Origin of the sequence: Bradyrhizobium neotropicale, from assembly GCF_001641695.1 — a bacterium.
Taxonomy (GTDB): Bacteria; Pseudomonadota; Alphaproteobacteria; order Rhizobiales; family Xanthobacteraceae; genus Bradyrhizobium; species Bradyrhizobium neotropicale.
Genome location: NZ_LSEF01000022.1, coordinates 23,974 through 37,221 on the forward strand (window position 1 = coordinate 23,974; position 13,248 = coordinate 37,221).

Annotated in this window: 11 protein-coding genes, 1 tRNA gene and 3 pseudogenes; 7 read left to right on the forward strand and 8 right to left on the reverse strand. The window is 62.9% G+C overall.

All coding sequences use genetic code 11. The features are described from left to right. Window positions 1-96: 96 nt before the first annotated feature. Window positions 97-1,119, reverse strand: a complete 1,023-nt coding sequence (locus AXW67_RS02905; protein ID WP_063676454.1) for a LysR family transcriptional regulator — start codon at window positions 1,117-1,119, stop codon at window positions 97-99. Window positions 1,120-1,636: 517 nt separating this feature from the next. Beyond that, on the reverse strand, window positions 1,637-3,043 hold the full coding sequence (locus AXW67_RS02910; RefSeq protein ID WP_063676456.1) for an aspartate ammonia-lyase: 1,407 nt from the start codon (window positions 3,041-3,043) through the stop codon (window positions 1,637-1,639). A gap of 242 nt (window positions 3,044-3,285) precedes the next feature. On the opposite strand from AXW67_RS02910, the gene AXW67_RS41545 reads away from it, so the two are divergent. The 3 genes from AXW67_RS41545 to AXW67_RS40115 all read left to right on the forward strand — a co-directional run bounded on the left by AXW67_RS41545 (window position 3,286) and on the right by AXW67_RS40115 (window position 5,622). Next, window positions 3,286-3,507, forward strand: a complete 222-nt coding sequence (locus AXW67_RS41545) for a hypothetical protein (RefSeq protein ID WP_145927382.1) — start codon at window positions 3,286-3,288, stop codon at window positions 3,505-3,507. A gap of 281 nt (window positions 3,508-3,788) precedes the next feature. After that, window positions 3,789-4,052, forward strand: coding sequence for a hypothetical protein (locus AXW67_RS41550; protein WP_136623894.1), 264 nt, complete (start codon window positions 3,789-3,791; stop codon window positions 4,050-4,052). Continuing rightward, window positions 3,991-5,622, forward strand: coding sequence for a recombinase family protein (locus AXW67_RS40115; protein WP_082907737.1), 1,632 nt, complete (start codon window positions 3,991-3,993; stop codon window positions 5,620-5,622). Before AXW67_RS41550 ends, AXW67_RS40115 begins: the two co-directional genes overlap by 62 nt. Here the strand turns inward: AXW67_RS40115 and AXW67_RS02935 are convergent. The 6 genes and pseudogenes from AXW67_RS02935 to mnmA form a co-directional block, all read right to left on the reverse strand. Further along, window positions 5,579-5,655: transfer RNA gene (locus AXW67_RS02935), tRNA-Met, on the reverse strand. The two genes, AXW67_RS40115 and AXW67_RS02935, sit on opposite strands and share 44 nt — an antisense overlap. Window positions 5,656-5,925: 270 nt before the next feature. Beyond that, the gene (locus AXW67_RS02940; protein WP_063676465.1) at window positions 5,926-6,291 is read right to left on the reverse strand and encodes a hypothetical protein; all 366 of its coding nucleotides are present in this window, start codon (window positions 6,289-6,291) and stop codon (window positions 5,926-5,928) included. A 46-nt stretch (window positions 6,292-6,337) separates the two neighbouring features. After that, window positions 6,338-6,473: pseudogene (locus AXW67_RS43705) on the reverse strand (SAM-dependent methyltransferase); the annotation flags it as partial. Window position 6,474: 1 nt separating this feature from the next. Beyond that, window positions 6,475-6,743: pseudogene (locus AXW67_RS43710) on the reverse strand (class I SAM-dependent methyltransferase); the annotation flags it as partial. Between the two features lies 1 nt (window position 6,744). Continuing rightward, a pseudogene (locus tag AXW67_RS43715) lies at window positions 6,745-6,966 on the reverse strand (class I SAM-dependent methyltransferase); the annotation flags it as partial. Window positions 6,967-6,984: 18 nt separating this feature from the next. After that, the gene (gene mnmA / locus AXW67_RS02950; protein ID WP_027553337.1) at window positions 6,985-8,166 is read right to left on the reverse strand and encodes a tRNA 2-thiouridine(34) synthase MnmA; all 1,182 of its coding nucleotides are present in this window, start codon (window positions 8,164-8,166) and stop codon (window positions 6,985-6,987) included. A gap of 348 nt (window positions 8,167-8,514) precedes the next feature. Between mnmA and AXW67_RS02955 the strand changes: the two genes are divergently transcribed. The 4 genes from AXW67_RS02955 to fliF all read left to right on the forward strand — a co-directional run bounded on the left by AXW67_RS02955 (window position 8,515) and on the right by fliF (window position 13,245). Beyond that, on the forward strand, window positions 8,515-10,116 hold the full coding sequence (locus AXW67_RS02955; RefSeq protein WP_063676467.1) for a flagellar hook-length control protein FliK: 1,602 nt from the start codon (window positions 8,515-8,517) through the stop codon (window positions 10,114-10,116). Between the two features lie 12 nt (window positions 10,117-10,128). Then, a complete protein-coding gene (locus AXW67_RS02960) occupies window positions 10,129-10,830 on the forward strand; it encodes a flagellar hook assembly protein FlgD (RefSeq protein WP_063676469.1) in 702 nt (233 codons plus the stop codon). A gap of 341 nt (window positions 10,831-11,171) precedes the next feature. After that, on the forward strand, window positions 11,172-11,447 hold the full coding sequence (gene sciP / locus AXW67_RS02965; protein WP_002714638.1) for a CtrA inhibitor SciP: 276 nt from the start codon (window positions 11,172-11,174) through the stop codon (window positions 11,445-11,447). Between the two features lie 181 nt (window positions 11,448-11,628). Next, window positions 11,629-13,245 carry a flagellar basal-body MS-ring/collar protein FliF gene (gene fliF, locus AXW67_RS02970; RefSeq protein ID WP_027553334.1) on the forward strand — a complete coding sequence of 539 codons (1,617 nt, stop codon included), beginning with the start codon at window positions 11,629-11,631 and terminating at the stop codon, window positions 13,243-13,245. Window positions 13,246-13,248: the final 3 nt, after the last annotated feature.

Below are 13,248 nucleotides of genomic sequence, written 5' to 3' on the forward strand. Positions count from 1 at the left end.
GCTTGTCCTGTCGGGCGAGGGCTGTTTAGTCCGCATCACCCTCGGAAGGCTCCGTCCGAAGTAACAGACGCAGATCATTTTGGTGTTGGACTTTTGCTAGGAAGGCCGCACCGCGGATGGAGAAACGTCTGCCTGCACCTCGTTGGACACAACGTCCGGCCAGGGGGCGAGTTGTTTGAGGCTCGGGAGTATCGAGGTTTCCACGCAATCGCGGCAAAGCTCGATGATCTTTTGCGTGATCTGCACCAATTCACCTGGACGATAGATAACGCATATCCGGCGGAAACACAGCGGCGGCAGAGGAAGCACTTCGATATCGAGCGCCTTCAAGTGCGACTGAAGTAAACAGAGCGGCGTTGTAATGGTCCAACCGATGCCGCTCGAGACCATGCGCAGGACGGCCTCGCTGGCGTCGAACTCGAGATTCTTCCGTGGAGCCAGCCTGCGTTGGCTGAGATAGTATTCAACCATCCTGCCTAGCTGTGACCGTTTGGTGAAGCGTACGAATGGCAACTCGGCGCACATGGCTTCGATCGAGATCTCACGGAAACGACCAGCCGCATGACGAGGAACGGCTGCGACCAGGGCCTCGCGGAACAAGATCTGGCGGGCCAGTTCCGGATGCTCTGCCATCGGATCGCTCGCGACGATGATGTCCAAAGAGCGGTCGAGCAATTGGCTCGCGAGTACCGGCGAAATTCCAGACCAAATGAGAAGCTGGTCGACCCGTTCGCTAAGACCTTTGACGATCTCCGGTCCCGCCGTTGTTGCGAAGGAGTCAACGAGCCCAAACCGCACGATCGGAATATTGCCTTTCGACCCTAGCCGCACCTCCTCGACCGTTCGCTGAACGCTCTCCAGGATTTCGGACACGCCTTGTCGCAGCAAATCACCCGAATGGGTAATCCGGATGGGGCGGCTCGAGCGATCCACAAGTTCGGTCTTGAGCCAGCTTTCGAGCCGCGCAACCGATTGCGATACGGCCGATTGCGTGACGCCGATCCGCTCGGCGGCCACAATCATGCTTCGTGCCTCGGCAAGGACATGAAAGACCTGAAGGTCTCTCAGGTTCACTCCGAAATACGAGCCCCCCTCGAAATGCCGTGTCTTGGCTTGCATCGGTCCTACTCCGAATCCGCAAAACGGGCCGACTTCAGGTCGACCGCGTTGCGTGCTCGTTGATGTCGAGCGTGGCCGGTTCACTGTACCTTGAGCGCAAGGCGCGTGCCATGGGCTCGTCGTCGCCGATGGAGCCAAGGGACAGCTTTCCGGTCTCAGGAGCATATAGCTGACAAATCACGCCTCCGAGGAGGGTGACGACTACCCAGGCTCCGAGGGCAACCTGTATTCCGTAAGCCTGGACGATGATGGGCAGCAGGAACGTGCTCGTCGCCGATCCAATGCGGCTTGCAGCACGGCCAGCCCGACTTGCAGCGGAGTCGCCGCGATCGCAACAGCGATACCGATGATGCCGAGTTCAAAACCATCGGCAAACTGTCCGCCACAGGCGCTAAATCCGGCGCGAAGATGGAACCGTCGCAGGGGAACATCTTCAAACCTGATCCCCATTCCCACTTGGACCTCACTCATTGCTTCCTCCAGAATTTTTTGATTTGTCTCTTACAAAGAATTTGCATCACCCCGACGCGCCTGGCGGTTCAACGGCAGCGCGGCGCATGGCCGAACTTACGTCTTCCCGACGCAGCAGCCCGCGTTCGACGGCGACATCGAGAAAGGGTCGATGCTCATCGAGGGCGGCGCGCACGGTGCTGGCGACGGGCGCATACCCGAGCTCGGGCACCAGTGCGGTCGCCAGTGCGCTCGACGCCAGCAGATTTTGCCAGGATCGCTCCTCATTTGCAGTCAGCGAGCGCACGCAGCGTTCGAGGAAGATCGTCGCCGAACGCTGGAGGAGTGTGATCGAATCAATCAGGCGATCGGCAATCAGCAGTTCGTAATGATTGATCTCCAACAATCCTTGCTGACAGGCCATTGCGATCGCAGCATCGTTCCCGCAGATGGCAAATGCTGCCTGGCAAACAGCCATGGGGATAACGGGATTGACCTTGCCAGGCATGATCGAGGACCCTACCTGAACGGCCGGCAACGCGATTTCTCCGATACCGCCGCCGCCTGGACCCGACGAGAGCACAATGAGGTCATTGGCGATCTTCCAGAGAGAATTTGCGGAATTTCGCAGCTCGGCTGACAGTCGGGCGCACGTGTCGAGGTTCTGCATTCCGTCGAACGCATCGGCGGTCGGTTTCACCTCGTGGCCGACCAGAACCGACAGGTGGCGGAAGACCGCCTGTTTGTAGCCCGGCCTCGAATTCAGTCCCGTGCCAACCGCAGTGCCGCCGAGCGGGACGGTCAGCAATCGGCGGCACAGATCCTCCAAATGTTTCGCGTGGCGTTGTATGACAGCCTGATATCCCCCGAAGGTCTGGCCGAGCAGCATTGGCACAGCGTCTTGCAAACAGGTCCGACCAAGCCTCAGTGTTTCGGCATGCTCCTTCTTCTTTTCGGAGAAGCCGTCGGCCAATCCCATCAAGGCAAGGGAGGCACCCTCGAGCACACGGAAGACAGCAAGCTTCATGGCCGTCGGAACCACGTCATTGGTCGATTGACCGAGATTGACGTGCTCGTTCGGATGGACGAACGCGTAGTCACCGGCCGGCTTGCCGGCCAGCCTCGCAGCCAAATTTGCGACCACCTCGTTGACGTTCATGTTGCATGAGGTGCCACCCGACCCTTCGAGGACGTCGACGACAAGGTGAGCATCGTGCTTTCCGGCATGGATTTCCCGGCAAGCCTTGATGATGGCTTCCGCCCGGTCCGTCGAGAGCGCGCCGATTTCCCGATTGGCCCGCGCCGCTGCTTCCTTGACCATCGCCATGGCTGCGACAAATCCGGGAAGCGTCGCGATCGTGCGGCCAGTGAGCGGAAAGTTCTCCAAAGCCCGAACAGTATTGATGCCGTAGAGCACGTCCGCAGGCAACTCTCGTTGGCCGAGGCTGTCTTTCTCGATCCGCATCTGACTCATGACGCAGCTTTCGATTTGCTATTGGGTGATCTGCGCGAACTCAATTCGCGCCGTCAGAGTAAGCAGATCGAAAGGGAGAAATTAATGGATTCATCAAGCAATTAGCGAAATTCAAGTACAGTATTAGCGACGCTTATCTTGAAGCCTGCGGCACATCCCGTGAGCCGGCTGATCAGCATGCGGCGAACCGCACAGATGAGATCATGGAGCGGATAGGTCTCGCCCTGTCGCGAGGCGAACGAATGATCATCCGCGTCGATGAAGGCAAAGGCGGCAAGGACAGTAACGCCAGGATCTCGCCGAGCCTGCTTGAGCAGACCATCGACGTCCGCGTCATTCAGGTTGCACCCGGTCGCGCCAAGCGGACATTAAGGTCACACCGCCTCAGAGGACATCAGCTAGGTCATGAGCCCGGCGAAGCACATCGCGCTCAGACTCAAGCAGAGCTGGCCACCCGGCGCTGATGCGCGCGTGTCGCCCGCCTACGGCTTCGACAAATGACCACGGACCGCACCAGTTTTGCACCAGAAACACAACGAAACTACCGGTGATCATAATGGTCTAGTTGCGGGGTCTTTCTGCACAGCAACGCAATGGATTCCTGAACTGATCTCTGCGAGAGCAACAACCCGCTCCAGATTTCTCCGCTCTCGAGTCTATCCGTTCTGCTTTCAATCATATCCAATTCTGCGATCGATATGAAATCGATTTTCCCCTCTTACACTGCATGCAGCATCTTTCTGTTATGAAGCGTGCGAAGACGATGGAAGTTTTTCATCATGCACCTCGGCGTGCAGACCCACGTGAAATAGATCCTGCCTTTGTCAAATTTGTTGAAGCCCTTGCAATCGCCGATGCGAGGCGCGATCATCTCTTCGAGACCGAGCGGCTGATGAAAACTCATATTGACGCCGCCAGCGAGAAATGCATCAGCGGTGGTGGTCAAGATGAAGCCCGCAGCAGTTTATGCTCGGTTCTCGACCGAGCTTCAAAACGAAAAGTCGACTGAAGATCAGATTGCTCTGTGTAGGACCTATGCGGCCCGTCATCAACTCAACGTCGTTGCGACTTTCGAGGATAAGGCTCGTTCTGGGGCCTCTGTATTCGGCCGCGATGGCTTGATGCAGCTTATGGATGCGGCGCGCCAACAACGTTTCACCGTTGTCATTGTGGAAGCGTTGGATCGTCTTTCTCGTGACATGGAAGACCTGGCCGGCATCCACAAAAGGTTATCTTTCCAGGGGATTGAAATCCAAGCCGTCCATGACGGCGTCGCGGACTCGATCTTGATTGGGATTCGCGGCCTCGTTGGACAAATGCAGCGTGAAGATGGAGCCAAGAAGGTCCGTCGCGGTATGGCGGGCGTAATACGCGACGGTCGACATGCTGGCGGACGCGCCTACGGATATCGAGCGGTGCCCGGCAAACCCGGCGAACTCGAAGTCGTCGAAACCGAAGCTGCGATCATTCGACGCATCTTCGCTGCATATGCCGCTGGACGATCGCCCCGGGAAATCGCACTCGATCTCAACCGAGAAGACGTTCCCCCACCGCGGGGGCGGCGATGGAATGGGTCGACGATCAATGGCAACGCCAAACGCGCTGCTGGGCTTATCTTCAACGAGCTCTATGCCGGCCGGATCGTCTGGAACAAGGTCCGCATGGTGAAGGATCCCGACACCGGCAAACGACTGTCTCGCCCGAACCCTCGTGATGAGTGGCAAAGCATCGAGGCACCTCAACTACGTATCGTCGAACAGTCTGTCTGGGAGCAGGCTCATGCTCTGAAGGCCGAGAAGAGCCATTTGGCCAGCCATGTGAAGCGACGAGCGGCGCATCTTCTTTCCGGCCTCCTTCGCTGCGGTTGTTGCGGATCCGGGATGTCGGTGCACGACCGTGACAAGACCGGAAAAACCAGAATTCGCTGTTCAGCGGTTCGCGAGAGCGGCAGCTGTTCAAATCGCAGGATTATCTACCTGCGTGACGTCGAAAGGCTTGTGCTCAGTGGCATGGCGAAGGAGTTGAAGGATCCGCGCCTGATCGAAATCTATGTGCGCAAATACAACAGGGAACGAGAGCGGCTTGCCGGTGACGCGATCGCTGTGCGCGCACGACTGGAGGCTAAACGAGACCGAATCGAGGGCGAGCGGCAGCGCAACATCAATCTCGTGATCAAGTACGTGATTTCAGAGAATGATGCCAAGCAGCGGATCGCGGAGCTGATGGAAGAGCGGTTATGCGTCGAGGCTGAACTGGCCGCACTCGAGGAAGCGCCCGTCCCCGTCGCGCTCCATCCGGCGACCTTGGACCGCTACGTCCAAACCGTGAATACGCTTGCCGAGACGATTGCCAGCCACGTCGGCGCAGAGGACGACCGGGGTTCTCTGATCGACGATTTCCGGGCACTCGTGCACAGCGTCACCGTCCACCCAAAAGGACCTGGAGAAGGCTTCGAGGTCGAAGTGAAAGGAAAACTAGCTGCTCTGGTGGGCGGCCAACTGTTTCCGCAGGCCCACCATAGTAGTGGGTCACACGTGGTAGCGGGGGAGGGACTCGAACCCCCGACCCCAGGATTATGATTCCCGTGCTCTAACCAGCTGAGCTACCCCGCCACTAGTCGCTCGCGGGGCCGAAACGGCCGATCTCGCGAACGCGCGGCATATAAGGAAGGGGATTGCGGGCTGTCAAGCAATCCGGCTTCGCTAAGCTTCCGCCTTCGCCAAGGCGTCGGCGGGACAAGTCCGCGGGAAAACTGGCCTTTTCGGCACTGAGTCCGTCTTGGCCGGGCTTGTGCCGCCATCCGCGCCGTTATTTCGCGGGTCCAACAGCGTAGATGCCCGGGACAAGCCCGGGCATGACGAGATTCCTGCGTCGGAACGGCCCTATTTCGGCCTCACGTTGGGGTCGCCACCGGGGCTGCCGGGAGGCGGGATGACGGGGGTGTTGCCGCCGCTCTCGGGTGCGGGGGCGTGCATCTCGGGATCGACGCCGGAGGGCGGGCAGATCACGCCATCGGATTTGGCCAGCCTGTCGCCGAGCGGTTCCCGCGCCTGGCCGGTTGTGGTGGTGTCGTCGGGCTTGGCCGGGCTTTGCAGTCGGTCCGAAGGCATGCAGTCGCTCGCGCGCTGCGGCGACGGCGGCGCGGTCTGCTGCGGCGGCGTCGTCGGTGAGGGCGGTGCCTGTGCGATCGCCGCGCCTGAGGCGGCGATCAACAGACCTGCGAAGATGAGGTTCGATGTCGTGCGCATGGAACGGAAACGCGCGAGCGACGACCGGTGTTCCCGGCTCGCAAGATCACGTTTTCCGGTAGCGGATCAACGAAAAGTGCCCCATCGGCGGCATCGGCCGGCGCTCGGTGAGGGTGACGCCGCCATGCCTTGCCGCCCAATTGACGAGGCGGTCCCACGGGAATTCCGGGCGCCAGCCGAGCNCAAAGGCGAGCTCGAACAGCTTTCGCGGGCCGCTCTCGGCGCCGATGTGGTTGACGAGGATCAGCTCGCCGCCGTGCTTCAAGACGCGCACGAACTCGTCGAGCGTGCCTTCGGGATCGGGCACGGCGGTGATGACATATTGCGCGACCACCGCGTCAAAGAGGCCGTCGGGGAACGCGAGGTTCTTGGCGTCCATCACCGAGAGCACTTCGACATTGGAGAGCTGGAGCGCGCGCACGCGCGCCTGCGCCTTGCGCAGCATCGGCTCGNCTCGGAAATGTCGACGCCGCAGATTCTTGTCGCGCGCGAGTAGTCGGACAGTGACAGGCCGGTGCCGACGCCGACGTCGAGGATACGGCCGCCGATCCGGTCGGCCTCCGCGATGGTCGACTGCCGTCCCGCGTCGAACACCTTGCCGAACACGAGATCGTAGACCGGCGCCCAGCGGCCATAGGCCTTCTCGACCCCGGCCCGCGAGATGTCTGCTGCCATGCCCCCTGCCCTGAAGATTTAGCCGCGCACCGCTTCCACCAGCGGCCTCGCTGTGCTTGTCGCGACCTTCGCGGCGGCGCTTTGAATGAAGCCGCCGCCGAGCACGCGCGCCTGCCCCGAAGGCGCGTCATAGAAAACGCAGGCCTGACCGGGCGATACGCCCTCTTCGCCGGCAACCAGCTCGACCTCGTAATGACCGTTGCCGCCGCGCAGCCAGGCCGGCTGCGGGCTGCGGGTCGAGCGCACGCGCACGAACATCTCGAGGCCGCCACCGATGGCGCGGTCGATATCGCCGTCGCCGATCCAGTTGACGTCGCGCAGCACGATGCGGTGCATCTTCAGCGCATCGCGCGGGCCGACCACGACGCGGCGGTTGGCTGCATCGAGCCGCACCACGAACAGCGGAGCGCCGGAGGCGATGCCGAGGCCGCGGCGCTGGCCGACGGTGAAATTGGCGATGCCGTGATGCTGGCCGAGCACGCGGCCGTCGAGATCGACGATGTCGCCGGGATCCATCGCGTTCGGCCGCAGGCGGGTGATGATGTCGGTGTAGCGGCCGGTCGGCACGAAGCAGATGTCCTGGCTGTCGTGCTTGTCGGCAACCGCCAGCCCAAAGCGGCGCGCGAGTTCGCGTGTCTCCGCCTTGGCCATGTTGCCGAGCGGAAAGCGCAAGTAATCAAGCTGCTCGCGCGTGGTCGCGAACAGGAAATAGCTCTGGTCGCGCTCCGGATCGGCCGCGCAGGTCAGCGCGCGGGAGCCGTCGGCGAGGCGACGCGAGGCGACGTAATGCCCGGTGGCGAGCGCAGTCGCGCCGAGCTCACGCGCGGTCTTCAGGAGATCGCGGAATTTGACCGAGCGGTTGCACTCGATGCACGGGACCGGGGTCTCGCCGAGCGCGTAGCTATCGGCGAAATTGTCGATGACGGACTCGCGAAAGCGGTCCTCGTAATCGAGCACGTAATGGGGAATGCCAAGCTTGGCGGCGACGTCGCGGGCGTCGTGAATATCCTGGCCGGCGCAGCAGGCGCCCTTGCGATGGGTCGCCGCGCCATGGTCGTAGAGCTGCAGCGTGATGCCGACGACGTCGTAGCCTTCCGCCTTCAACAGCGCGGCCGTGGTCGAGGAATCGACGCCGCCCGACATGGCGACGACGACCCTGGTGTCCTGCGGACGGCCTTCGAGATCCAGACTGTTGAGCATGGCCTGTTGAATGCAAGTGCGGCGGCTGGCGTTCCGCGAGGTTCCGTTGGCTTTGGCCGGGACACCCGCGGTCCCGGGGAACTCTGGTTCCCCCGGGGACGGCTTGCCCGGTCGAAAGCGGCTGAGAGCTACCCTTTAATATAGGCCGCATTCCGGTGAAGCAATCACGCACCCACCCGCTTGGGGCAATTCTTGCCTGGGGGAGGCAGAAATGGCGGGTCGCGCGGTGGATGATGGCATCGGTGCAATTCCGTCAAGGCATTGATTTATATGGACAAAGCTTCACGACGCGGGGCTGGCCCGCTCCTTGCTCCCTCCTTGCCCGAAGATGTTTGCAAGGGGTCGCCTGTGGTTGGTGTGACGTCAGATGTAGCTGCCAGCGTGCCTGTGCCGAGTGCGCCGCAAAAGCCTGCCCGGTCGCAGAGCTCACAGAGCGCATCTTCGAACGACTCCTTCGGCGCGCTGGTCGACAGCAACACGCAGGCGATCAGCAACAATGCGCCGCCATCGACACAGGACACCGCGCCGCGCCGGTCCGACTCGGCGTCGTCCGCCTCCGACAAGGGCCCGCGCGACACCTCCTCCGCCGACCAGTCCTCGCAGAGCAAGGCGAGCGACACCGGCGATTCATCGCCGCCGGCGAGCGACGGTACCTCCGCCGCGGCCAAGGCGAACGACAAGCCCAAGGACAAGACGGACACCACCAAAGCCTCCGGCAAGTCCGAGGGGAGCAAGGGCGACAAGAGCGACGATACCGCCGCGGCCGTCGATGCCGCGACCGCCGCACAGCCGGACCCGACGCAAACCGCCATCCCCGATCCGAATGCGATCGTCGTCGCCGCCCCCGTTGTGCCGACCGATCCGAACGCCGCGGCAAATCAGGCCGCCAGCAATTCCTCTTCACCGCTGACGATCGCCGCCGCCGGCATCGCGGCCAGCGCCTCGACCGCCGCGCAGATCGCCGGCGGCAAGGCCGATACGGCAACGCCCGCCGACAAGAGCGCCAAGACGGCGGGTGCGACCGTCAGCTCGGACACCTCGACGACGCTTGCGGATGCGGCGACCGGCGCGACCGATGCAGCGGCGACCGATGCCAAGAGCAACGGCGCGCTGATCGCCGCCGTCGACCAGGGCACGCCAAAGACCTCGTTCAAAGCCGTCGCAACCGCGCAAGGACAGACCGACGTCTCCAATATCGGCCAGGACGCGGGCAAGACCGGCAGCAGCACCGGGCAGAATCCCGCGACCACCACCAGCCCCAACGCGGCCGCGCACCCGCAAGCCGCCAAGCCGCAGGCCGATGGCGGCGCGACCGATGCGAAAGCTGGCGCCTCCGATCGCACGATTGATGCGACGCCAGGCACGCCGGCGACTCACGCCCACGCGAGCGCACAGGCCGCCGTCACCACGGCCGACACCAGCGCGCAGGCCACCTCCGCCGTGCAGGCGCCGCTGACCACGACGACCTCGACGGCAACCGCCTCCACCGCGACGCTCACCGCGACTGCGGCGACCAGCACCGCCGTGCCGATCAGCGGCGTGCCGATCGAGATCGCCGCCGCCGCGCGCGCCGGCAAGACGCGCTTCGACATCAGTCTCGATCCGGCCGAGCTCGGCCGCATCGACGTGCGCATCAATGTCGACCGCAACGGCCAGGTCACCACGCATCTCACCGTCGAGAAGCCGGAGACGCTGTCGATGCTGAAACAGGACGCGCCGCAATTGCAGCGCGCGCTCGACGATGCGGGCCTCAAGACCGGCAGCAACGGCCTGTCGTTCAGCCTGCGCGACCAGAATTCGTCAGGGCAGAATTCCGGCCAGAACAACGACAATGGCGGCAATCTCCGCCGTCTGATCATCAGCGACGAGGACGCAGCGCCGGCTGCGCCCGTGGGACGCAGCTACGGCCGCATGCTCGGTTCGAGCAGCGGCGTCGATATCAGAGTGTGAGGAGTATTCGACATGACCACCACGAATGCCACCGCGCCCTCGGTCGTCTCCGGGACGACCGACATCCCGAAATCCTCGTCGAATTCGAGCCTGAGCTCGACGACTGGATCGACGCTGGCCGGCAACTTCCAGACCTTCCTGACGCTGCTCACCACGCAGCTGCAGAACCAGAACCCGCTCAGTCCGCTCGACACCAACCAGTTCACCCAGCAGCTCGTGCAGTTCGCCGGCGTCGAGCAGCAGCTCAAGACCAACGACTCGCTCGCTCAGCTCGTCAGCCTGCAGCAGACCACGCAGGCGACCCAGGCGCTCGGCTTCGTCGGCAAGACCGCAGTGGTCGACGGCACGACCGCGACGATGAAGAGTTCGTCCGCAACCTGGCACCTCAACGTGCCGACCAGCGCGACCGTCAACATCTCGATCGCCAACGCCAGCGGCCAGACCGTCTTCACCGGCAAATACACCGCCGGCGCCGGCAGCGACATTCCGTTCACATGGAATGGTCAGGGCAATGACGGCACGCAGTGGCCCGACGGCAAGTACACGATCACGGCAACGGGCAAGGACGTCGCGAACAACAATGTCGGCATCGCCGCGCAGGTCCAAGGCACGGTGTCATCCGTCGACCTGACCCAGTCGCCACCGCTGCTGACGATCGACGGCAACAGCTACACGGTCAGCCAGGTCAAGAGCATCGTCGGCAGCAGCAACTAAGGCGACGCCGCCACTGGTCGTGGCGCGGGGCAGTTACCCCGAGTCTTTGCAAGAACCACTCCCTGTGGTTATGGCTTATGGCTCCCGGGTTCGCGCAAACGCGCGCACGGGACGACAGTTGAGGGCCTTGCGGCGTCTCGCGCAGGCTTCGTTCGTTAGTAAAGTATTTACCTTCTGCCCCGCTCGGCCGGCCCGGACCACGCGTCCCGCCCGCCGGGCCGGCCGTGTTCCCGTCAGTTTCAACGAGAATTGTATTGAAGCCTTAGGCTTAGCGGATTTTTAAGCCGCCGGGCGTAGGGTTACTGGCGTGAGTTCAGTGGTTGAGAGTTTGTGAGTACGCCATGACAGAACCCCATCGCCCGAGGGTAAAATACGTCATCGGGCCGGACGGCAGTCCGCTGACGATCGCGGATCTGCCTGCACCCGGCACCAAACGCTGGGTCATCCGCCGCAAGGCTGAAGTCGTCGCCGCTGTGCGTGGCGGACTTCTGTCCCTCGAGGAGGCCTGCAGCCGTTATACCCTGACGGTCGACGAATTCCTCTCCTGGCAGTTTTCCATCGACCAGCATGGTCTGGCGGGTCTTCGCACCACCCGCATCCAGCAATATCGCCAGTAAGCGATCCGGAAATCTGCGGCTTTTGACAAAAATCGGTCTCGCCCCGCGAGGCCGATTTTTTTCATGTCGCCACTTTTGTCCGACCTCTTAACCTTCGTTAACCATATCGAAACCATCACCTAGGCAATAATTGCCCAGTCGACCGCTCGGGAATGCGGGTCGAATCTGTTGGGGCGGTTGCTTGCAAGGTCTGGTTGACTTCCTGAAAGGTATCGGCGCCGCCCGGTTCGGGGCGATGATCGCGGTCACCGCCGCGCTCATCGGCTTTTTCGCGTTCGTCATCATGCGGGTCACCACGCCGCAGATGACGACCCTGTTCACCGACCTCAGCGTCGAGGATTCCTCGAGCATCATCAAGGATCTGGAACGCCAGGGCATCCAGTTCGAGCTGCGCAATGAAGGCACCATCATCATGGTGCCGAAGGACAAGGTCACGCGGCTGCGGATGAAGCTCGCCGAGGGCGGCCTCCCCAAGGGTGGCGGAGTCGGCTACGAGGTGTTCGACAAGTCCGACGCGCTCGGCACCACCAGCTTCGTCCAGAACATCAATCATCTGCGCGCGCTGGAAGGCGAGCTCGCCCGCACCATCCGCGCCATCGACCGCATCCAGGCCGCCCGCGTCCATCTCGTGCTGCCCGAGCGGCCGCTGTTCTCGCGCGAAGCGCCGGAGCCGTCCGCCTCGATCGTGCTGCGGGTGCGCGGCGCGCTCGAGGCGCAGCAGATCCGCGCCATCCGCCATCTCGTCGCCTCCGCGGTGAACGGGCTGAAACCGCAGCGGGTATCGATCGTCGACGAATCCGGCCAGCTGCTGGCCGACGGCGCCGCGACCGACGCGGATCAGGCCGTCGGCGACGAACGCCGCGCCGCCTTCGAGAAGCGGATGCGCAAGCAGGTCGAGGACATCGTGTCCTCCGTGGTCGGCTCGGGCCGCGCCCGCGTGCAGCTCTCCGCCGATTTCGACTTCAACAAGATCACCCAGACCTCGGACAAGTTCGATCCGGAAGGGCGCGTGCTGCGCTCGAGCCAGACCCGCGAGGAATCCAGCCTCACCGCCGACAACAACGGCCAGGTCACCGTCAACAACGAGCTGCCGGGCAACCAGCAGAACAGCGGCGTGGCGGCGAAGGACCAGAGCAAGAAGACCGAAGAGACCAACAATTACGAGATCTCCCGCACCACCAAGACCGAGGTGACCGAGGCCGGCCGGGTCAACCGCATCTCGGTCGCGGTTCTCGTCGACGGCATCTACTCCAAGAACGAGAAGGGCGAGCTGGCCTATCAGGACCGCACCAAGGAGCAGCTCGACCGGATCGCCACCCTGGTGCGCTCGGCGATCGGCTTCGACCAGAAGCGCGGCGACCAGGTCGAGGTCGTCAACCTGCGCTTTGCCGACGCTCCCTCCACCGCCCCGATCGGCGAACCCAGCGGCTTCCTCGGCATGCTGCAGTTCACCAAGGACGACGTGATGTACTTCGTCGAGCTCGGCGTGATGATGCTGCTCGGCCTCGTCGTGATGTTCATGGTGATCCGCCCGCTGGTCAAACGCATCCTGGCCTCCGACGAAGTCGCCGCCGCCATCAGCGGCGTGCTTGCCGGCCCTGCCGACGACGCCGCGCCGGCCGCGAGCGGTCAGCCGCTGCTGCCGGGCGGCAGCGCCACCGCGAGCGCGATCGACGTCGCCACCATCCAGGGCCAGGTCCACGCCCAGTCCGTTCATCGCGTCGGCGAGCTCGCCGAGCGTAATCCAAATGAAACCGTGGCCATCATCCGCCAATGGCTGACCGAACCCGCGAAATGATTC

Bases quoted from the DNA above. Each gene is read 5' to 3' on its own strand.
- mnmA (WP_027553337.1), bottom strand. From the start codon at position 8,166: ATGCTCAACAGTCTGGATCTCGAAGGCCGTCCGCAGGACACCAGGGTC.
- AXW67_RS02940 (WP_063676465.1), bottom strand. From the start codon at position 6,291: ATGCGCACGACATCGAACCTCATCTTCGCAGGTCTGTTGATCGCCGCC.
- AXW67_RS02960 (WP_063676469.1), top strand. From the start codon at position 10,129: ATGACCACCACGAATGCCACCGCGCCCTCGGTCGTCTCCGGGACGACC.
- AXW67_RS41550 (WP_136623894.1), top strand. From the start codon at position 3,789: ATGAAGCGTGCGAAGACGATGGAAGTTTTTCATCATGCACCTCGGCGT.
- AXW67_RS02910 (WP_063676456.1), bottom strand. From the start codon at position 3,043: ATGAGTCAGATGCGGATCGAGAAAGACAGCCTCGGCCAACGAGAGTTG.
- AXW67_RS41545 (WP_145927382.1), top strand. From the start codon at position 3,286: ATGATCATCCGCGTCGATGAAGGCAAAGGCGGCAAGGACAGTAACGCC.
- AXW67_RS40115 (WP_082907737.1), top strand. From the start codon at position 3,991: ATGAAGCCCGCAGCAGTTTATGCTCGGTTCTCGACCGAGCTTCAAAAC.
- sciP (WP_002714638.1), top strand. From the start codon at position 11,172: ATGACAGAACCCCATCGCCCGAGGGTAAAATACGTCATCGGGCCGGAC.
- AXW67_RS02905 (WP_063676454.1), bottom strand. From the start codon at position 1,119: ATGCAAGCCAAGACACGGCATTTCGAGGGGGGCTCGTATTTCGGAGTG.